The 21,296-nt window shown below is 62.5% G+C and carries 13 protein-coding genes and 1 tRNA gene; 9 read left to right on the top strand and 5 right to left on the bottom strand.

What is annotated here, in order from left to right:
* Positions 1-8 precede the first annotated feature (8 nt).
* The 8 genes from tig to ABEG21_RS09115 all read left to right on the top strand — a co-directional run bounded on the left by tig (position 9) and on the right by ABEG21_RS09115 (position 13,633).
* Entirely contained in the window at positions 9-1,334 is a 1,326-nt protein-coding gene (gene tig, locus ABEG21_RS09150) for a trigger factor (protein WP_347554342.1), read from the top strand.
* 413 nt (positions 1,335-1,747) lie between these two features.
* Positions 1,748-2,425 (top strand): ATP-dependent Clp endopeptidase proteolytic subunit ClpP, encoded by a 678-nt coding sequence (gene clpP, locus ABEG21_RS09145; RefSeq protein WP_347554341.1) that lies wholly within the window; start codon positions 1,748-1,750, stop codon positions 2,423-2,425.
* A 628-nt stretch (positions 2,426-3,053) separates the two neighbouring features.
* Positions 3,054-4,328 (top strand): ATP-dependent Clp protease ATP-binding subunit ClpX, encoded by a 1,275-nt coding sequence (clpX, locus tag ABEG21_RS09140; RefSeq protein ID WP_347554340.1) that lies wholly within the window; start codon positions 3,054-3,056, stop codon positions 4,326-4,328.
* A gap of 264 nt (positions 4,329-4,592) precedes the next feature.
* Complete coding sequence (gene lon, locus ABEG21_RS09135; RefSeq protein WP_347556701.1) at positions 4,593-7,013, top strand: endopeptidase La; 2,421 nt, start codon at positions 4,593-4,595, stop codon at positions 7,011-7,013.
* A 369-nt stretch (positions 7,014-7,382) separates the two neighbouring features.
* Positions 7,383-9,242, top strand: coding sequence for a dihydroxy-acid dehydratase (gene ilvD, locus ABEG21_RS09130; protein WP_347554339.1), 1,860 nt, complete (start codon positions 7,383-7,385; stop codon positions 9,240-9,242).
* A 283-nt stretch (positions 9,243-9,525) separates the two neighbouring features.
* On the top strand, positions 9,526-11,274 hold the full coding sequence (locus ABEG21_RS09125; protein WP_347554338.1) for a S8 family serine peptidase: 1,749 nt from the start codon (positions 9,526-9,528) through the stop codon (positions 11,272-11,274).
* 62 nt (positions 11,275-11,336) lie between these two features.
* Positions 11,337-11,412 (top strand) — tRNA-Val (locus ABEG21_RS09120).
* A gap of 274 nt (positions 11,413-11,686) precedes the next feature.
* A complete protein-coding gene (locus ABEG21_RS09115) occupies positions 11,687-13,633 on the top strand; it encodes a SurA N-terminal domain-containing protein (protein WP_347554337.1) in 1,947 nt (648 codons plus the stop codon).
* 135 nt (positions 13,634-13,768) lie between these two features.
* On the opposite strand, the gene ABEG21_RS09110 is transcribed toward ABEG21_RS09115, so the two are convergent.
* Both ABEG21_RS09110 and ABEG21_RS09105 read right to left on the bottom strand, forming a co-directional pair.
* The gene (locus ABEG21_RS09110) at positions 13,769-14,098 is read right to left on the bottom strand and encodes a hypothetical protein (RefSeq protein ID WP_347556700.1); all 330 of its coding nucleotides are present in this window, start codon (positions 14,096-14,098) and stop codon (positions 13,769-13,771) included.
* A gap of 108 nt (positions 14,099-14,206) precedes the next feature.
* Positions 14,207-14,812, bottom strand: a complete 606-nt coding sequence (locus ABEG21_RS09105) for an arylesterase (RefSeq protein WP_347556699.1) — start codon at positions 14,810-14,812, stop codon at positions 14,207-14,209.
* Positions 14,813-14,975: 163 nt separating this feature from the next.
* Here ABEG21_RS09105 and ABEG21_RS09100 point away from each other — a divergent pair, with 163 nt between their 5' ends.
* Positions 14,976-15,671 carry an ABC transporter ATP-binding protein gene (locus tag ABEG21_RS09100; protein ID WP_347554336.1) on the top strand — a complete coding sequence of 232 codons (696 nt, stop codon included), beginning with the start codon at positions 14,976-14,978 and terminating at the stop codon, positions 15,669-15,671.
* A gap of 52 nt (positions 15,672-15,723) precedes the next feature.
* Here ABEG21_RS09100 and pgi read toward each other — a convergent pair whose 3' ends face one another.
* From pgi to ABEG21_RS09085, 3 genes are all read right to left on the bottom strand, one after another.
* Positions 15,724-17,370: a glucose-6-phosphate isomerase gene (gene pgi, locus ABEG21_RS09095; RefSeq protein WP_347554335.1), complete on the bottom strand. Its 1,647-nt coding sequence runs from the start codon at positions 17,368-17,370 to the stop codon at positions 15,724-15,726.
* A 230-nt stretch (positions 17,371-17,600) separates the two neighbouring features.
* Positions 17,601-19,424, bottom strand: a complete 1,824-nt coding sequence (locus ABEG21_RS09090; protein WP_347554334.1) for an NAD(P)H-hydrate dehydratase — start codon at positions 19,422-19,424, stop codon at positions 17,601-17,603.
* Between the two features lie 83 nt (positions 19,425-19,507).
* A complete protein-coding gene (locus ABEG21_RS09085) occupies positions 19,508-21,139 on the bottom strand; it encodes an FAD-dependent oxidoreductase (protein ID WP_347554333.1) in 1,632 nt (543 codons plus the stop codon).
* Between the last annotated feature and the right edge of the window lie 157 nt (positions 21,140-21,296).

Raw genomic sequence — 21,296 nt, 5'->3', positions numbered from 1 at the left:
CGGAATCCATGGCAAACGTTGTAGAAACGCTCGGCAAGCTCGAACGGCGCGTCACGATTTCTGTGCCGCGCGATGCAGTACAGCAAGAAGTCGACGGCCGTCTGCGTCAACTCGCAAAGACCTTCCGCATGCCGGGTTTCCGCCCGGGTAAGGCGCCGATGAAGGTCGTGGCGTCCCAATACGGTGGTCAGGTTCAAGCCGAAGTGCTCAGCGATAAGGTGGGTAGCGCCTTCTTCGAAGTGCAGCGCGCGGAAAATCTGAAGGTGGCCGGTCAGCCGCGCTTCGAGCCGAAGCTGTCGGCCGAAGGCGATGCCGATGATTCGACGATCGCATTCGATGCGACGTTCGAGGTCTACCCGGAAGTGACGCTGGGCGATGTGGCGACGGCGGAAGTGAAGCGCACCGTGACGAATATCGGTGACGACGAAGTGACCCGTACGCTGGACATCCTGCGCAAGCAACGCGTGACGTTCGCGCCGCGCGGCGATGGCGAGAAGGTCCAGGATGGCGATCGCGTTACGGTCGACTTCGTGGGCAAGATCGACGGCGAAGCGTTCGCCGGTGGTAGCGCGGAAGACTTCGTCTTCACGCTGGGCGAAGGCCGCATGTTGCCCGAGTTCGAAAAGGCATCAGTCGGACTGGGCGCGGGCGAATCGCGCGAATTCGATCTGGCGTTTCCCGAGGACTATCACGGCAAGGATGTTGCCGGAAAGACGGCGCAGTTCACGGTGACGATCAAGCAGATCGAATTGCCGCAACTGCCGGAACTCGACGGTGAGTTCGCGAAGACGCTGGGCGTTGCTGACGGCGACATCGACAAGATGCGCACGGAAGTGAAGGACAATCTGGAGCGTGAAGCCAAGCGTCGCGCCCAGGCCGAGCTGAAGAACAGCGTGATGGACGCGTTGCTGAAGCTGGCGGCGGATTTGGAAGTGCCGAAGGCATTGGTTGAGCAAGACCAGCAACGTCTGGTCGAACTGGCTCGCCAAGACCTGGAGCAGCGCGGTGTGCCAAATGCAAAGACGGCCCCGATTCCGGCAGAGATGTTCCGTGATCAAGCCGAGCGCCGCGTGAAGCTGGGCCTGATTTTGGCCGAGCTGGTCGCTGCAAACGACCTTAAGGCCAAGCCGGACCAAATCCGCAAGGAAGTGGAAGAGTTCGCGAAGAGCTACGAAGATCCGAAGGAAGTCGTGCGTTGGTACTATTCGAACCAACAACGTCTGTCCGAAATGGAAGCGTATGTTGTCGAGAACAACGTCGTTGAATTCGTGACGGCACGTGCGAAAGTGACCGACGAAGAAGTGCCGTTCGAAAAGCTGGGCGCGACGGCCTGATAGCGGATATCGCTGACCGCTGCGGCTTGCTTTGAGCGCACGGTAGGGGCGCACCACGGTTTTCCGCGGCGCGCCTTTGTTTTTTTAGGGGCGGCATTTTGCCCGGGCTTCTCCCCGGCGACGGTCCGAGGCGGCAAGCCGATGAGGGCGCGTCGTTGCGCCGCGTCGGGAGGTGCGCCGATGATGACGCCCTATTGTGAAGTGCGCGTCACGCCCCATATAGGAAAGAATGGCGCGAGCCGCGTATCATGGCGGCAAGGCCGTACGCTCCGGTGGACGCGCCGGGGCCTGTCGGGGCGAGGCGATCTCGGTGACGATTTCGCGGGCCAGGGCAGGCGATGGCGTCGCGTTTCGCGGATCCACCGGTCCGCACGTTTCACTCCTGCTAGACATACTCGCAAAGGATCGATCGCATGACGTATCGCGAAAATTGGCAGTATCCCGCGCAATGGGGCTCCGCCGCCATTGAGGGCGCCCGCGCGGCTTCCGACCTGGATCCGAAGGCTCTCGGCCTCGTGCCGATGGTGGTGGAGACCAGTGGACGCGGCGAACGCGCCTATGACATCTATTCGCGTCTGCTGAAGGAACGCGTCATTTTCCTGGTGGGCGAGGTGAACGATCAGACGGCAAACGTCGTGGTCGCGCAGATGCTCTTCCTGGAAAGCGAGAATCCGGATAAAGAGATCTCCCTGTACATCAACAGCCCGGGTGGTTCGGTCTCGGCCGGGATGGCGATCTACGACACGATGCAGTTCATCAAGCCGAAGGTGTCGACGCTCTGCATGGGCTTGGCGGCAAGCATGGGTGCGTTCTTGCTGGCGGCTGGCGAGAAGGGCATGCGTCGCGCCTTGCCGAATGCCCGCGTGATGATCCACCAGCCGTTGGGTGGGGCGCGTGGTCAGGCGTCCGATATCGAGATTCAGGCACGTGAGATTTTGTTCCTGAAAGAGCGCCTCAATGGCTTGCTCGCCGAGCATACTGGTCAGCCGGTCGAGCGCATCGCGCGTGACACCGATCGCGACAACTTCATGTCGAGCGAGTCCGCGAAGGAGTACGGCTTGATCGATGAAGTGCTGGCGAAGCGTCCTTAAAGACGCTGATCCGGCGACGTCGTATCGCGGCCGCTCTGATGTGTTTCTCGGTATAAATTACCGCGTGTTCGAGTCATAAAGGGGATCGTCGCGGCGGCTTGTAGATCGCCGCCGATGTCGCGCCGAAATCGGCCAGGGCCGGCCTCAGCCGGATCCCTGGTCGCTGTTTTTCAGATCGTCGCAAACCGAACCACTGTGTCATGGATCGAAAGAGATTGAGCCGCCAGTTTGCCCCTTGGGGCGAATTGGGGATGACGCAGATGGGGTCTTTAACCGCGGTATTGGCGTGAAAAATACGTCATTCTGTTGTTTCGACGACGGGTCTGACGGCATCGGGCCCACCTCGCTTGGGACGACAAGGGAAGCATTCCTTTATGCGCCGAAGCGCGGCGGGTGCCGCGGGGGCTTGCAGGAAACGAGCGGTGAATCAAGGATTTGTCGGTGGCGTGCAGGGCGGCGTATTTTCGCGTTCGCATCTGCACAGGGCCGAATGGCGGCATGGACCAGCCGTCAGTGCGCCTGTATTCGGGTAGGCGGTTCGGACGAAGGGGCGCGGAACGCGCATTTCCTACCGCTTCGAATGAATCGGCGTATGATGAAGTCAACATGTCCGGAGGCATGAATACTTATGGCGGACAAGAAGGTAACGAGCGGCGAAAAGCTGCTGTACTGTTCGTTTTGCGGCAAAAGCCAGCACGAGGTCAAGAAGCTGATCGCGGGCCCATCGGTTTTCATCTGTGATGAATGTATCGATCTGTGCAACGAGATCATTCGTGACGAAGCCAGCGGCGCGGGCGACGAAACCAACAGTGCGAAGTCCGGACTGCCGGCACCGCAAGAGATCAGGACGATCCTCGATCAGTATGTGATCGGACAGGAACGTGCCAAGAAGATCCTCGCGGTTGCGGTGCACAACCATTACAAGCGCCTCAAGCATCTTTCGCCGGGCAGCAACGACGTCGAACTCTCCAAGAGCAATATTCTGCTGATCGGACCGACCGGTTCGGGCAAGACGTTGCTCGCACAAACGTTGGCACGTCTGCTGGACGTACCGTTCGTGATCGCCGATGCGACCACGCTGACGGAAGCCGGTTATGTGGGCGAGGACGTCGAGAACATCATTCAAAAGTTGCTGCAGAATTGCAACTACGAAGTGGAAAAGGCGCAGCGCGGCATCGTCTATATCGACGAAATCGACAAGATCAGCCGCAAGTCGGCCAATCCGTCGATCACGCGCGATGTATCGGGCGAGGGCGTGCAGCAGGCCTTGCTGAAGCTGGTTGAAGGGACGATGGCGTCGGTGCCCCCGCAAGGTGGGCGCAAGCATCCGAACCAGGACTTCATCCAGGTCGACACGACCAATATCCTGTTTATCTGCGGCGGTGCATTCGATGGCCTGGAAAAGGTCATCGTCGATCGCACGGAACGGACCGGTATCGGCTTCGGTGCTGCCGTGAAGACGGCGCAGGAGCGGGATTCGGGCGAGGTGCTGCAAGAGGTCGAGCCGGAAGATCTGATCAAGTTCGGTTTGATTCCGGAGTTGATCGGTCGGTTGCCGGTGGTGGCCACGCTGGGCTCGTTGAACGAGGAAGCGTTGATCCGCATCCTGATCGAGCCGAAGAACGCGGTCGTCAAGCAATACCAGAAGCTGTTCGCGATGGAACAGGTAGAACTGGAGTTGCGTCCTGACGCATTGCACGCGATTGCGCGTAAATCGATCAAACGCAAATCTGGGGCACGTGGATTGCGCTCGATCCTGGAGCAGGCGCTCCTCGAGACGATGTACGAGCTGCCGACGTATGAAGGCGTGTCCAAGGTCATCATCGATGCGAATGTCATCGAGGGCGACGGCAAGCCGCTGTTGATTTATGAAGAAGCACCGCGGGTATCCGGGTCGAATTAAGCCGACTCGGTCCTGCAAGTCGTGATGGGAGCCGTGTCGTGCGGCTTCCGACCTGTTTTTACCATCAACCCATTCGATGGGCGCGATTCGCAAGGATCGGGCGTCATCGTCCTAACCGGCATCTTCGTTCTTTGTCCCGTTGCGTTCCCGCTATCGCTAGCGCTGCGTACGATGTCCAGGATTTCCCGGACCTCGTGCTCTTGAAAGCGGATGCAGGCGACCCCAACTAGGTTCAAACCCGATTCCATTCATGGGGAAATGAAAATGTCAGGAACCCAACTCCTCCCGTCGGAACCCATCCGTTTGCCGCTGCTCCCGCTGCGCGACGTCGTGGTGTTTCCGCACATGGTAATTCCGCTGTTCGTTGGGCGTCCGAAATCGATCAAGGCGCTTGAGTCCGCGATGGAGGGCGGCAAGCACATCATGCTGGTTGCTCAAAAAGCGGCCGCCAAGGATGAGCCGACCTCGAAAGATCTGCATGAAGTGGGCTGTGTCGCCAATATTCTGCAGATGCTGAAGCTGCCCGACGGTACCGTCAAGGTCCTGGTCGAAGGCATCCAGCGCGCAAAAACGTTGTCGATCGAAGAAGAGGAAACGCAGTTTACCTGCGAGGCACTGCCGCTCGATCCGGATCGCGCCGATAGCGCGGAAACGGAAGCGTTGCGTCGTGCGATCGTTTCCCAGTTCGACCAATACGTCAAACTGAACAAGAAGATTCCGCCTGAGATCCTGACCTCGTTATCGGGCATCGACGACGCGGGTCGTCTCGCTGATACCATTGCCGCGCATCTGCCGCTCAAGTTGGATCAGAAGCAGAACGTGCTGGAAATGATGCCGGTCATCGAGCGTCTCGAGCATCTGCTCGGCCAGCTCGAATCGGAGATCGACATCCTGCAGGTGGAAAAGCGTATCCGTGGACGCGTGAAGCGTCAGATGGAGAAGAGCCAGCGCGAGTACTACCTGAACGAGCAGGTCAAGGCGATTCAGAAGGAACTCGGCGAAGGCGAGGAAGGTGCGGATCTCGAAGAACTCGAGAAGCGCATCGTCAATGCCAAGATGCCGAAGGAAGCCAAGAAGAAGGCCGATGCCGAGCTGAAGAAACTGAAGCTGATGTCGCCGATGTCGGCTGAAGCAACGGTGGTTCGCAACTACATCGACATTCTGGTCGGCCTGCCGTGGCGCAAGAAGAGCAAAGTGAACAATGACCTCTCCAACGCCGAAAAGGTATTGGATGAGGACCACTTTGGTCTCGAAAAGGTCAAGGAACGGATCCTCGAGTATCTCGCGGTCCAGCAACGTGTCGATAAGGTCAAAGCACCGATCCTCTGCCTCGTCGGCCCTCCGGGTGTCGGTAAGACGTCGCTCGGCCAGTCGATTGCTCGTGCAACGAATCGCAAGTTCGTGCGTATGGCGTTGGGCGGCGTGCGCGACGAAGCGGAAATCCGCGGTCACCGTCGGACGTATATCGGGTCCATGCCGGGCAAGATCCTGCAAAGTCTGTCGAAGGTTGCCGTTCGCAATCCGCTTTTCCTGCTCGACGAAGTCGACAAGATGGGCATGGATTTCCGCGGTGACCCGTCGTCGGCCTTGCTGGAAGTGCTCGATCCGGAACAGAACCATACGTTCGCCGATCACTATGTCGAAGTCGATTTCGACTTGTCGGATGTGATGTTCGTGGCGACGTCGAACTCGCTGAACATTCCGCCGCCGTTGTTGGATCGGATGGAGGTGATCCGCTTGTCCGGCTACACCGAGGACGAGAAGGTCAATATCGCGCAACGTTATCTGCTGCCGAAGCAGAAGATGAACAACGGCTTGAAGGACGGTGAGTTCCTCATCGAAGAAGAAGCCGTGCGTGACATCATCCGCTACTACACGCGGGAAGCGGGCGTGCGTTCGCTCGAGCGCGAAGTGTCGAAGATCTGCCGTAAGGTGGTGAAGCTGTTGTTGCTGAAGAAGGACGAAAAATCCGTCAAGGTCGACAGTTCGAACCTCAATACGTTCCTCGGCGTGCGTAAGGTCGACTTCGGCCTGGCAGCGAAGGAAAACCAAGTGGGTCAGGTGACCGGCTTGGCATGGACCGAGGTTGGCGGCGATCTGCTGACGATCGAAGCGGCCACGATGCCGGGTAAGGGCGTCGTGATTCGCACGGGTTCGCTCGGCGACGTGATGAAGGAATCGGTCGAGGCGGCACGATCCGTCGTGCGCAGCCGGGCTCGGAAGCTGGGCATTCGCGACGATGCGTTCGAGAAGCGCGATATGCACATCCACGTGCCCGAAGGGGCGACGCCGAAGGATGGTCCTTCGGCGGGCGCGGCGATGACGACGGCGATGGTGTCGGTGCTGACCGGGATTCCGGTTCGTGCGGACGTCGCGATGACCGGCGAAATCACGTTGCGTGGCGAAGTATTGCCGATTGGCGGCTTGAAGGAAAAGCTGCTGGCCGCGCACCGCGGCGGTATCAAGCTTGTGCTGATCCCGGAAGATAACGTCAAGGATTTGGCGGATATTCCGGACAATGTGAAGAACAATATCGAAATCGTTCCGGTGCGCTGGATCGACAAGGTGCTGGAACTTGCATTGGAGCGCGTGCCGGATGCGCTGCCGGACGACGAGCCGAAGGAAGTGCCGGTGGCGGCGGAAGCCAGCACCGATCCGCGTCCGAGCGGCGTGGTCAAGCACTGATAGCAGGGCGTGCGGCGGCGATCCGACAGGATCGTCGCCTATCGCAACGGTGGCGCATGCTGCTTTTCCGGTATTCATGCAGGCGCTGCAGTAGAAACAGAGCCGTATCTTGACGAGGTCAGGACGGGAGACCGCGGTCTTCCTTCCCGCTTTCGCAAGGTACGGCTTTTTTATTGCGCGCCGCTTGGACGCGTCGCTTCGGCAGGATTACTTGCATGCGATCCGTAACGTGCACGCGTCTCGAAGGGCCGGGGAGTATAATCGGCTTGTTTGCCCGTAGCGCGGCTCAAGAGGTTGTTCGCAAGGGCGCACGAGGGGCCTCTATTCCCTGGCCCGGTTCCTTTCTGCGATTTTTCCCCAGTTCCCATAATGCCCGCATACCGTTCAAAGACATCCACCGCCGGCCGCAACATGGCAGGCGCGCGCTCGTTGTGGCGCGCCACCGGCATGAAAGACGAAGATTTCTCGAAGCCGATCATCGCGGTCGTCAATTCCTTTACGCAATTCGTCCCGGGCCACGTCCACCTGAAGGACCTCGGCCAGTTGGTGGCACGCGAGATCGAGGCTTCCGGTGGCGTCGCCAAGGAATTCAACACGATCGCCGTGGATGATGGCATTGCAATGGGCCATGACGGCATGCTGTATTCGCTGCCGAGCCGCGATATCATCGCCGACTCGGTCGAGTACATGGTGAACGCCCACTGCGCCGACGCGATGGTGTGTATCTCCAATTGCGACAAGATCACCCCCGGGATGCTGATGGCCGCCATGCGCCTGAATATCCCGGTGATCTTCGTATCCGGCGGTCCGATGGAAGCAGGTAAGACCCGTCTGGCGAATCCCGTCACTAAGACGATGGAGTTCAAGAAGCTGGATCTGGTCGATGCGATGGTCATCGCGGCCGATTCGTCCTATTCGGACGCCGATGTCGCGGAAGTCGAACGCTCTGCGTGCCCGACGTGCGGTTCCTGCTCGGGCATGTTCACTGCAAACTCGATGAATTGCCTGACCGAGGCGTTGGGATTGTCGCTGCCGGGTAACGGTACGGTCGTGGCGACCCATGCCGACCGTGAGCAGCTGTTCAAGCGTGCGGGTCAGGGTATCGTCGGTCTGGCGCGCAAGTATTACGAAGAGGAAGATACGCGTGTGTTGCCGCGATCGGTCGGTTTCAAGGCCTTCGAAAACGCGATGACGCTGGATATCGCGATGGGCGGTTCGACCAATACGATCCTGCATTTGCTGGCAATCGCGCGGGAAGCCGAAATCGACTTCACGATGACCGATATCGACCGGATGTCGCGCATCGTCCCGCAACTGTGTAAGGTCGCGCCGAACACGAATAAATACCATATCGAGGACGTGCACCGTGCCGGCGGCATCATGGCGATCCTCGGCGAGTTGGACCGTGCCGGCAAGCTGCATACCGACGTGCCGACGGTCCATGCGCCGACGCTGAAGGATGCGCTCGACCAGTGGGACATCGTCCGGACGCAGGACGAGGCGGTTCGGACCTTCTATATGGCCGGTCCGGCCGGCGTGCCGTCGCAGGTGGCGTTCAGTCAGGCCACGCGCTGGCCGAGCCTGGATCTCGATCGCGCCGAGGGCTGTATCCGTTCCTACGAACACGCGTTCTCGAAAGAGGGTGGCTTGGCCGTGCTGACCGGCAATATCGCCTTGGACGGCTGCGTCGTGAAGACGGCGGGCGTCGACGAAAGCATCCATGTCTTCGAAGGATCGGCGCATGTGACCGAATCGCAGGACGAGGCGGTCGAACATATCCTCGATGGCAAGGTCAAGGCCGGCGATATCGTCATCGTGCGCTATGAAGGTCCGAAGGGCGGCCCGGGTATGCAGGAAATGCTCTATCCGACGAGCTACATCAAGTCGAAAGGCTTGGGCAAGGATTGCGCGTTGTTGACCGATGGTCGCTTCTCGGGCGGCACGTCGGGACTGTCGATCGGCCATTGCTCGCCGGAAGCTGCCGCCGGCGGCGCGATCGGTCTCGTGCGCGATGGCGACAAGATCCGGATCGATATCCCGAATCGTACGATCGACGTGCTGTTGTCGGATGAAGAGCTGGCGCAACGTCGCATCGAGCAAAACGCGAAGGGCTGGAAGCCGGCGCAGCCGCGTCCGCGGAAGGTGTCCGCTGCCCTGAAGGCCTATGCCAAATTGGTGATGTCGGCCGACAAGGGTGCCGTGCGCGATCTGTCCTTGCTCGACGACTGAGCATCGATGACCGGGTCGACAGCAGTCGCCGGCTAGCCTGCGGCGGCCGGTGTCGCCCGCCTGAATGGCCGCAATGATCCTGACCGGTGAATGCCATGGCACCGGGACCGACCGATAAAACGCACTCCGTGTCAGAGTGCGTTTTTTTTCGACCGCATGATCCCCTGTCCGAATGGTCTAGATTGCGGCTCGGGTGACCGGTCCGCGCAACTTTCCATCACGCCGAGTACTCGAACCCCTCGTATTACAGGTCGATCACCATGACATAAAATAAGGACTGCAAATGATTGAAACGGTGTATTTTGGAACGAAGCATGAGGCGCCCCTCGTTTTGCGACGCAGCGCGCATTTGTTGGTGGTCAGGATGCATCCGGATCCGGTATGGCAGTCCGCCCGGTCGACGACGCCGAATGTGTCCGCGGCAGGTGTCGATCCGCGATGGGACGATGCCCGTTTCCATCATGCGGCGTCCTTGCAGGATTGCACCGAGGTCGTGCGTTTCGCCAACGCCGGTGTCGGCGTCTTTTCGGTACCGGCGGCGGGACTGCCGGTCGAAGACCGCTTGGACGATCTACGCCGGGCGGCGGACGTGCGCTTCGCCGGTGCGGGTTGGGTGGAGGACAGCAGCGATAGCCCGATCGTCTACACCGGCAATGCTTATGTGCGCTTCGCCGAGGACGTGACGCCCGCGCAGTGCCTGGATCGGATTGCCGCGGCGGGGTTGCGCATCAAGCGCCGCGTCGAATATGCGACTAATGCGTACTTTGTCGCAGTGCCGGAAGAAGACGGTCGACGCGTCTTCGACGCATCCAACGCGCTTCGGGCCGAGGGCGGCATCGCATTCTGTCATCCTGAAATCCTGTTCCCGATGCAGGCCTATGGCATTCACCGTAATCAGTGGCACCTGCAGCGCAGTGCGGTGACCTATGCGCGGCCGGTCTCGCCGGACATTGTCTATCCGGCCATCGTCGATGCGCATGCGAACGTGGCGGAGGCGCACACCCTGTCCACCGGGAAGGGCGCAGTCGTCGCGATCATCGATGACGCGATCGATATCGACCATCCTGAGTTTCGGCAGAAGGTCGTGTCACCGCGCTCCTATACGGGACCTTACCAGGTCGACGAGAATCCGCGCCCGCGCCTTAGCGCTGAGTTTCACGGCACCTGCGTGGCTGGCGTGGCGGTCGCCAGCGGTCGCTTTGGGGCGAGCGGTGTCGCGCCCGATGCGTGGCTGATGCCCATTCGTCTGATGCTGCAACAAGCGTCGGCGGAAGTCATCGCGCAAGCGATCTACTGGGCGGCGAGTCGCGGTGCCGATGTGATCAATGTCAGTTTGGGTCCGGACCTTGGCGAGTGGAACAATGCCGATGATCCGCGGCGGGGGATCTGGTGGCCCATGGCCGCCTATGTGCGCGATGCCTTGACCTATGCGACGACGCAGGGCCGGAACGGCAAGGGTTGCGCGGTCGTCTATGCGGCGGGCAATAGCAATAACAATGTGGCGCGAATCGGTCATGCGTCGCATCCGGGGATCCTCGTCGTCGGCGCCTGCAACGAACACGGGCGACGTAGCGCGTATAGCAATCACGGCGCGGCGCTGAGTTGCTGCTTTCCGTCGAACGACTTCCGTATCGCCGGACGTCCGGCGTTGCGAACGCACGGCATACGGACGACGTCGGCGCAATGGCAACGGGCGCCGCGCCAGAGCGGCGATTCGGAGATGGGGGATTACACCGAGATGTTCGGCGGGACCTCGGCGGCGGCGCCCGGTGTGGCCGGTGTCCTGGCATTGATGGTGGCCGCCAATCCCGACCTGACCCAGTCCGAGCTCAGCCGCTGCCTGGTCGGCACCTGTGAGCGGATCGGCGATCCGTCGCTGGAAGGTCCCGCCGCCGAATACGACGAAGGCGGCCATAGCGTGCTTTACGGCCACGGTCGCGTCAATGCATTCGAGGCGGTCCGGGCGGCCCGGGATTGGCCGGATGCCGACCGGCACGCGGGTGCGGCGGTTTTTTCCGACGCCGATGTCTAGCTGCTTGACAGGGCGCGGGGAGATGGCCATAATCTTCGTCTTCGCTGTGGATTTATCCGGACGGGTGCTTAGCTCAGTTGGTAGAGCGGCGCCCTTACAAGGCGTAGGTCGGGGGTTCGAGCCCCTCAGCACCCACCACCGTCCGAGTAGTGAATTCAAGGTGCGGTATCGCATCGCGTAAGACAGCTGTGTGGAAGGCGAGGCCTTCTTCCCGGTGCATGATCCTGATTGACGGGCATGCATTGCATGCCGAAAAGACAACCCGCACTGCTATAGCGCTGCGGGTTTTTTGTTTTCAAGCGCGTGCGACTCTGGCGCGTTCGCCTATGGATGCCTCGTTTTCTTGGCCTGTGCGGCGACTGCGCGGGTCTCCTGAGGTAATATTCGGTCTTTCGTTCCCGGTTCGGTAAGCATGTTAGATTTCATCCGTAGCCATCGCCGCCTGATGATGATCATCCTGGCGGCGTTCGTCGTACCCGGTCTCGGCCTGGTAGGCATCCAGGGTTTCCGCGGTATGTGGGACGACAGCGCGAACGCGGCCAAGGTCAATGGCGACATCATCACGCGCCAACAGTTCGACGCGGCGGTACGTGACCAGAACCAGCGCGCGCAGCAAATGTTGGGCGCGAATTACGACGCGTCGATGTTCGACACGCCGGCCTCGCGTCGCGCGATCCTGGACAACCTGATTCAGCAGCGGTTGGTGTCCCAACAGACGCGTGACCTGAATCTGACGGCCAGCGACAACGCCGTGCGTCAAGCCATCATGAGCATTCCGGCGATCGCCTCGCTGAAGCGGCCCGATGGCAGCTTCGATTCGCAGGCATACGGTCAGCTGTTGGCGGCGCAAGGCCTGAGCGGTCCGCAATTCGACGAGATCGAGCGTTTCCAGCTGGCCAGCCAGCAGATCTCGCAGAGCATCGCGACCAGTGCCTTCGTGCCGGCGTCATTGGCGCAGTCGCTCAACGGCATGATCACCCAGCAGCGTGACGTGCGCGGTTTGGTGCTGCGCGCGGCCGATTACCGCGCTCAGGCGCAGCCGAGCGAGGCGGACATCAAGGCGTATTACGATGCCCATCATGCCGACTTCACGACGCCCGAGCAGGCACAGATCGAATATGTCGTGCTTAGCGCGCAGGCGCTGTCCGCTGCGTCCGCGCCCAGCGACGCCGACATCCAGAAGTATTATCAAGCGAATATCAAGCAGTACCAGACCGAAGGGCAGGTGCGCGCGAGCCATATCCTGATCGCCGTGCCCAAGGACGCCAGCGCCGCCGACCGTGCGAAGGCTAAGACCCACGCCGAAGACGTGTTGAAGGAAGTGAAGGCGCATCCGGACCAGTTCGCGGCGCTCGCGAAGAAGGAGTCGCAGGATCCGGGCTCGGCGGACAAGGGCGGCGATCTGGGTTTCTTCGATCGCTCGATGATGGTCAAGCCGTTCGCAGACGCCGCTTTCGCGTTGCAGAAGGGCCAGATCAGCGACCTCGTGCAGTCGGACTTCGGTTATCACATCATCGAAGTGACCGATACGAAGCCGGCCGTGACGCGTCCGCTGGCAGACGTGCGTGATGCGATCGTGCGCACGCTGCAGACGCAATCGGGTACCGACAAGTACACGGCGGATGCGGATGGTTTCGGCAGCCTGGTCTATGAGAAGGCCGACAGCCTGAAGCCGGCCGCAGACAAGTACGGCCTGACGGTCCGTACGGCCACCGTGACGCGACACCCGGCGGCGAATGCCAATGCGGCCGACCCGGCGAACAACCCGAAGGTGCTGGCAGCGGTATTCAGTGACGACGCTTTGAAGTCGAAGCACAACACCGCGGCGATCGATCTGGGAAACAACGCGCTGGTATCGGCGCGCGTGGTCAATTATCAGGCGGCAACGCTGCAGCCTTTCGATCAGGTCCGCGAAACGGCGCGCAATAAGGTGGTTGATCAACAGGCATCGGCGCTGGCCCGCAAAGACGGTGCGGCCAAGTTGGATGCCTTGCGCAAGGCGCCTGACGGCGTAGCGGCGGCAGGTTTCTCGCCGGTGACGTCGGTGACGCGCTCGAATCCGCAGGGCCTGTCCCAGCCGGTGTTGAGCGAGGTCTTCAAGGCGGACGCCGCCAAGCTGCCGGCCTTCGTCGGCGTGGACGTGCCGGACGGCGGCTATGCCATCTACGAAATCACCAAGGTCGGCAGTGGCGCTACCGCCGATCCGACCCAAGTGACGCAGATCGAAGCGCAGTTGTCGCAGGTCGAGGGGCAGACCGAAAACGCGGCCTATCTGGCAGCATTGCGCAAGCGGGCCAGCGTCAAAGTCTATGACCTCTCCGGCGATGTCTCGCAGCAGGACAACAGCGACGGCAACTGACGAGCGGATAGGTAGTACGTAAAAAAGCCATTGCATCGCCTATCTTGTCGCCCCTGTGGGAGGCGCGCTAGGCAAGATGCAATGGCTTTGTTTTTACGTGGCTGCCGACTGGAAAGTCGGCGGCCACGATGCGATTTACAGGCAGTTGCTGATCGCGGCGGTAACGGACGGGTCCGGTGCCGTGTTGTGCAGCGAGCGATAGCCCACCCAGGTACCCGGACCTTGCGGCGACTGGCGAACCACTGCCGCGTCCCCGCCAGGCTGTTGGCCCGGCACCAGCACATCGACGCCGAAGTCGTTTGCCACGCGGGTTTGCGACACCACCGGCGTCTGCGTCGTGTCGGCCCAGCTGGTAGAGATGCATTGCGCCACGGCTTGCGGCGCCTTGGCGCTCTTGCCGATGGACGTCATTTGCGGTTCCTGCGTTGCACATGCACCCAATGCCACCAGTGCGCCCGCTGCCATGAAGGTCGGTATAAATTTCACGTCGTCATCTCCTTGTAGTTGTGCCGAAGCATGCCGAACGTGCGGAAATACCCTCTGTCCTCGTCTCCCTTCATGGCCTGTAACGGGTCATTGCAGCAGCGGTGACAGCGGCGCCCACACGTTGTCGAGTAATACCGGTTGGGCTGTCGCTAGCGGATGCATCTGATCCGCCTGAAACATTTCCGGCTTGTCGGCGATACCTTGGAGCAAGAATGGGACCAGGGCAGTGTGATATCGCTTCGCGAGGGTCGGGAATAGCGACGAAAATGCCTGCGTGTAGCTCGGTCCGTAGTTTGGCGGAATCTGCATTCCCACCAGCACGACCTTCGCGCCGGCAGCTTGGCTCATCTCGATGATCGCTTCCAGATTGGATTGGGTCACCGACATCGGCAGGCCGCGCAGCGCATCGTTTGCACCGAGTTCGACGATCACGACTGCAGGATGGGACCGCGCCAGGGCGCCCGGTAAGCGGCTGCGGCCGCCGCTCGTGGTGTCCCCGCTGATGCTGCTATTGACGACGGTATAATGATTTTTACCGGCTGGGTGATCGGTCAAGCGCTGTGTCAGCAAGGTCACCCATCCGGTATTCGGCGGTAAGCCATACCCGGCCGAGAGGCTATCCCCCAGCACGACGATGGTCGGGCGTGGTGCCTGCGTTGGACTGCGCGCGGCATCGCTCGCGGCGTGGTCCATCGGTGCGCCGTGCTGCGTTGTGCCCTGCGCGTGCGCCACCGATGCAACGGTAACGAGCGTCGCGAGCATCATCCCAGCCGCCAGGCGCAGGGCGGGGAGCGAAAGGCGGGGGCGGCATATCGCCTTCATGCGGAAAGACAAGCTGGCACTCATGCGGGAATCCATGCGGAAAGAATCGGATCGTGTCATAGCGGTAAAAGGCGTCAGCAAGCGTGTGGTGGATGCGTCTGGCGAGTTGGCGATACTCGATGATATCGGCATGCATGTCGACGCCGGTGAGACTGTCGCGATCGTCGGCGAGTCGGGCTCCGGGAAGTCGACGTTGTTGGGTCTGCTAGCCGGACTCGACACGGCCAGTTCCGGCACGATCCATTTGCTCGGACAAGAACTCGGTGCACTGGACGAGGATGCGCGGGCCGCACTGCGTGCGCGCGGCGTCGGCTTCGTGTTTCAGGCATTTCAGTTGATGCCGCATTTGACCGCGCTGGAAAATGTGATGCTGCCGCTGGAATTACGCGGCGATGTGTCGCGTCGTCAGGCTCGCGAACAGGCGCATGCGCTGCTCGAACGCGTCGGCTTGGGCAGTCGCGTCTCCCATTACCCCCGGGTCCTCTCGGGCGGGGAGCAGCAGCGCGTGGCACTCGCGCGGGCCTTCGTGACGCAGCCTGCCGTGCTTTTTGCCGATGAACCGACCGGCAGCCTGGATGCCGCAACCGGCGAGGCGGTCAGTGCCTTGATGTTCGAAATGAACCGCAGTCATGGCGCGACCTTGGTATTGGTCACCCATGATCTCAGCCTCGCGCGCCGCTGCGATCGCGTCATCACGATGCGAGCCGGCCGACTCGCCGAGGCGGCCTGAAGGCGGCACGCCGTTCCGCGATGGGACATGCCAAACCCCATCGCGTCGCGTCTTACTTCGCTTGCAGGGCGGCGCGTGCCCGGGCGATCAAGGCACTGGTCGACGAGTCGTGCCGGCCTTGGCCCGCGCCTTCCAGATCGGCCTCGACGACCTTGCCCAGCACCTTGCCCAGCTCGACACCGTACTGATCGAAGGAATTGACGTTCCAGATCGTGCCTTGCACGAGCACCTTCTGTTCGTACAAGGCGATCAGGGCGCCCAGTGCGTGCGGGGTGAGCGCATCCAGAATGATCGTCGTGCTGGGACGGTTGCCAGGGAAGGCCAGGTGCGGCGCGAGATCCTGATGGTCCGGACCGGCGATCTTGCGGGCTTCATCGAGCGTGCGGCCCAGCATCAATGCCTCGCTCTGCGCGAAGCAATTGGCCAGTAATTTGGCATGGTGGTCGACGAAGCCGTGTTCCGGCGTCAGGACGGCGATGAAGTCGATGGGGATCAAGGTCGGGCCTTGATGCAGCATCTGGAAGAAAGCGTGTTGGCCGTTCGTACCCGGCTCGCCCCAGATCACCGCGGCGGTGGGCTCGCGTACCGGCTCGCCATCGAGCCGTGCCGATTTGCCATTGCTCTCCATCTCGAGCTGTTGCAGATAGGACGGCAGGTAGTGCAACGCTTCCGAATACGGCGCCACCAGCACGCTTTGCGATTCGAAGATGTCGCGATACCAGATGCCGATCAACGCCATCAGCACCGGCAGATTGCGTTCGAGCGGCGCTTCGCGGAAATGCTGGTCCATTGCGTCCGCGCCGGCAAGCAAGGCGTCGAAGTTTGCCGGACCGACCGACAACATGATCGACAGACCAACCGCACTCCACAACGAGTACCGGCCGCCGACCCAATCCCACATCTGGAAGACGTTTTCCCGCGCGATACCGAATTTCACGACCTCGTCGGTGTTCGCCGAGACGCCGACGAAGTGATGATGCAGCTTGTCTTCGGGGCAGCCGCGCTGGACGAACCATTGCCGCAAGGAGCGGGCATTGGTCATCGTTTCGAGCGTCGTGAACGTTTTCGATACGATGATCGCCAGCGTCGTTTCAGGATCGATCTGATCGACGACGCGCTGCAAATCGGCGCCGTCCACGTTCGACACGAAGTGGCTCTTGATTTCCGGGTCCGACAGATGATGCAGCGCGTAGCACACCATCTTCGGGCCGAGATCCGAGCCACCTATGCCGATGTTCACGATATGACGGATCGGCTTGCCGGTATACCCATGCCATTGACCGCCGCGAACTTGTTCGGCGAAGGCAGCCATCTTTTTGCGCTCGGCCTGCACTTCGGCGAAGTGCGGCGTGGCCGGATCCGTCGCGCGCAGCGCCGTGTGCAAGACCTGACGCCCTTCGGTCGGGTTGGCGATCTCGCCGCTGAACACGGCATCGCGTCGTGCCTCGACGCCCGCATCACGTGCCAATTGCACCAGCAGCTTCAGCGTGTCGTCGGTGATCCGGTTTTTGGAGAAATCGATCGAGAGTCCGCCGCCGTCCAGCGTGAATCGTTCGGCGCGCGTCGGCGCCTTGTCCTGAGCCGGATCGAACCAGTCGCGCAGTCGCGCGTCGCGGATCTGATCGTAATGGGCGCGCAGCGCGGCCCAGGTGGGAAGCACGGGCAGCGGCGCGTTCTTCGGCGAGTTGTTCGATGTCATGAGCCTGTCTCGTTGTTGTGGTGAGCAAACGCATACGGCCGTCGGCGTGACGTCTTCGTCGCGATCGCACCAAGTGCCGGCGACGCAATCGACGTTACGCGAGAGGCCGCGTTTTCGACCTGTCGCACAAAGTATAAATCGCGACGGCAAACCCCGCCTGAACCCGCGCGCGTGCGCGTGGTCGCGTAGGGACGCGTAGGGTCATTATCGCGATGAGGTGCTTCTTGAAATCAACCGGCGATCAATCGGTATTGCCGCAGGTGATCGTTCATCAGCCGCCGGAGCATCGGTGCCAGTTCGCCTGCGGTCAAACCGGCTGGCCCTTCACCGGCGTGGCCCAGGGCTTCGGCGGCCAGTCCATGCAGATAGACGCCTGCCATCGCCGCTTCGCGCGGCGGCAGATGCTGGGCGAGCAGGGCGCCGATTACCCCGCTCAACACGTCGCCGGTGCCTCCTGTGGCAAGGCCGGTGTTGCCGGTCGTGTTCATGACGATATCGACCGCGGTGTCATCAGCCGAGGCCGCGTCCCGCGCCTGTCGCGGTGACGCGATCAGCGTGCCGGCGCCTTTGAGCACGATCGTGCAGTGGAAGCGGGCGACCAGCGCGCGCGCCGCGGCGAGCCGATCGTGCTCGATCTCCTGGGTGTCGACGTCGAGCAAGCGTGCCGCTTCGCCCGGATGCGGGGTCATCACGAGCCAGCGCCCGGCTGACGCCACCGCTTGGGCGAGCGCGGGCTCACGCGACACCAGGTTTAGCGCGTCGGCATCGAGCAGCGCGTGGCAATGCTCGCCGACCACCTCGTGCAGTACGCGTCGAACGATGTCGGATGCGCGCGTCGAGGTGCCCAAGCCTGGGCCGATACTGAGCGCATCCATCGTGTCCAGCGCAATGGCATCGATCCGGCGCAGCATGATTTCAGGATGAGGCGGATCGTACGGCGGCGCGCCGTCGCCGATTAGCGCCGTGTGTACGCGACCGGCGCCCGTGTAAAGCGCGGCGCGCGCGCTCAGGATCGCCGCGCCGCACGTGCCGGTATCGCCGCCAATGATGGCGACACTGCCGAATGTGCCCTTGTGCGACGACGGTCGCCGCTTCGTGAAGCGGTGCATGAACGAGGCCGGCGCATTCAGTTGCAATGGCGCGTGCGCGTCGGGTTGCGCGGTGGCGGCGGGCACCGAGAAATCGGCTTGTGACAGCGGCGCGAGGAACAAGTGGCCCGTGTAATCACGTCCGCTGCCGGTGAACAAGCCGGGCGTCGCACCGAGAAAACTCATCGTGTGTGTCGCGCTCACCGCGCAACCCGGCGCCGAAGGCTGCGATATCGGCTGGCCGGTCCGCGCGTCGAGGCCGCTGGGGACGTCGAGCGCCAACACGCGGCCCCCTTGGTCGGCGTGCGTGTTCATCCAGCTGACCCACTGCGCATAGGGCTCGCCGATGGGTCGGTTCAGGCCGATGCCGAACACGCCGTCGACGCACCAACCGGTGTCGCGCAAGACCTTGCATTGCGCCTCTGTCGGGCCATTCTCTTGGATCGGCACGCGCGCGCGTTGCGCTTCCGTCAAGGCCCATAAGGCGTCGCCGTGTGTCGGTGCGACGGGAAGCGTCACGCCGATCGCCACGCCGTGCCGGTGTAATTGCGTGGCCGCGACCAAGGCGTCGCCGCCATTGTTCCCCGGGCCGACGAAAAACCAGACACGCACCGGGGCGCTCGATGCCGCTGGTGCGTCGCTGTCGCACGCCGCCTGGGGCGCTTGATCGGGCGGCGCCTCGCCGCGTATGACAGCGCTGTCGTGTACGCGCTGCTGCAACAGGAAGTCGGCAGCGGCGGCGCCGGCACGCGCCATCAAGGCGTGCGGCCCGGCGCTTTTCGCGGCGCGGGCCTCCAGCTTCTGCAAATCGTCAGGCAAGGCGACCGGGAGTGGCAGCAGATGCGTGTCGATCGCGAACCACGGTGGCGGGGCGACGGTCGGCGCACCGCCCGGGGTGCTGTCCGAGTGCGCGGCGCGGCGAATCGAATCGAGGGAAAAAGGGAGGGAATGGCGACCGACGGACATGATGGTGTACGGAGGAGAGGATCTCCCTACCATACACCGGATGCGCATCCGTCGATTCGGACACGCACCGCGATCGGCGCGGTTCAGTGGCCGAAACGGGCCGGTGACAAGGCCATGCGCGCAGCGCTGTCAAAGGTATCGCGGGCATCGCGTACCGGCACCGGTGCTGGTACATCGGTCGTGCTCTCGGTCGTGCCGTGCGCATTCTCGTCGCCATCGCTCTTCACCGTATGTCCCCACTGCGCAAACAACAGGTCGGCGGCGCCGAACGCGAGGCCCCAGCCACGATGCGCGCCGCTGAGCACCAGATGCAGGCGGCCACCGGTTTGGCGGCCGCGCAGGGTACCGATCACCGGCAGACCGTCGGCGCCGACGAGGGCGACCGATTCACCGGGCGGTCCGTCGAAGCGCGCGGCGCCCGGAACCAGCGAATCGCGCCATCGATGCAATTGCGCGGGCAGTGCTTGCAGGGCTTTTGCGGGAGGCCCCGGCGGCAAGCTGGCGCCTTTGCGCGAGACTTTGCCGATCGTCGCGGCTTGACCGTAGAGGCAGCTGCTGACGCGCACCCGCCGATCGAAGCGCACGATCGCCGCCCCGTTCTCCGCGTCCACGAGCAAATGGCGCGGCGCATAGTCCTCGCGGAGCACTGTCCCGGTCAGCGTGGTGCGCGTGACGCGTTGCAGCGGCAGGGCGATGCCCATGTCACCGAGCAACTTCGCGCTGCCGGCGCCAGCGGCAATGACGACGTTCGTGCCGCAGATCTTTTCCACGTGCTGCGCGGGATCGGTCTGCCGTGCATCGAGTCCCAGTATCGGAGCCGTCGAGGGCGCCATGAAACCCCGGGCCTGGACGCCGGAAAAGGCGCCGACGGCTTGCTGTGCCGGTCGAATCGAAACATCGACGCCATTGCCATGCACGTCGATCCGGATCGCCTCCCGCGCCAGCAGGAAGCGGACATCGGCCGCATCTAGGCACTGTTTCAGGCGTTTCGCCATGACGGCGGCATTGCCGCTCGACAGGCCATCGAAAGCGACGCCGCCCGCGAGCGCTTCCGCATGTTCGAGCGCCGGCTCCATGGCCCGGCATGCCTCGGCGTCCAGAATGCGCGCGGTGTGACCGTACAGGTCGATGCGCGCCGCAGCGCTCGTCGCCTCCGGCGTGGGCGGCGTGGTCGGTGTGGATGCTGTGGTCGGGGTGTCGTCGGCGGTACCGTCCGATGTCGCGGGCGGCACGTCGCGCTCGGCGGCTGGATCGGGTGCCGCGCACGCCGCGGTGGCCGCCGACGCGCCGGGCCACTCGGCGATCAGCGCTTTCACACGCTGGAAAGCGGTGGCGTTGCGCCAGGCGTACAGCGCGCCGTCGCGACGTTCGAAATCGATCTCGTAGCGGCGCGCGAGCGCTTCTAACCGCGACGCGGACTGCGCGATTAGCGGCTGGAGCGGCGCGAGCCGGGCGTGCCGCTGCGCATCGGCCGCGCGTTCGCGGGCACTGCGACGCCATGGCACGCCGCCGGGCGTGGGCAGCGCGGCATCGGGCCCAAACCACGGGTCGAGCGGCGGCGGCAGCATCACCCCGCTGTGAAAAAACGACGCACCCTCGCCGACGGTCGCATGATCGTCGACGAGCGCCACGTGCATGCCGGCCTCGATGGCCCGCATCGCGACGGCCATGCCGCTGATACCGGCCCCAATCACGATCAGGTCGAACTGCTTCATTTCTCGAATTCCCTTGGCCACCGGGGCGCAATCATAACGTCTCCGCGCGCGGGCAACCATCAGATCAGTTGTCAACGACCGACATTCGCCATTCGGCCAGTGTTGCAGCGTAGCAAGAAGCCGGCCGTCGGGTGGCTCAGGCGCGGTATAATCCGAG

Source organism: Robbsia sp. KACC 23696, assembly GCF_039852015.1.
GTDB lineage: Bacteria > Pseudomonadota > Gammaproteobacteria > Burkholderiales > Burkholderiaceae > Robbsia.
This window is presented reverse-complemented; position numbering and strand designations above follow the sequence as displayed.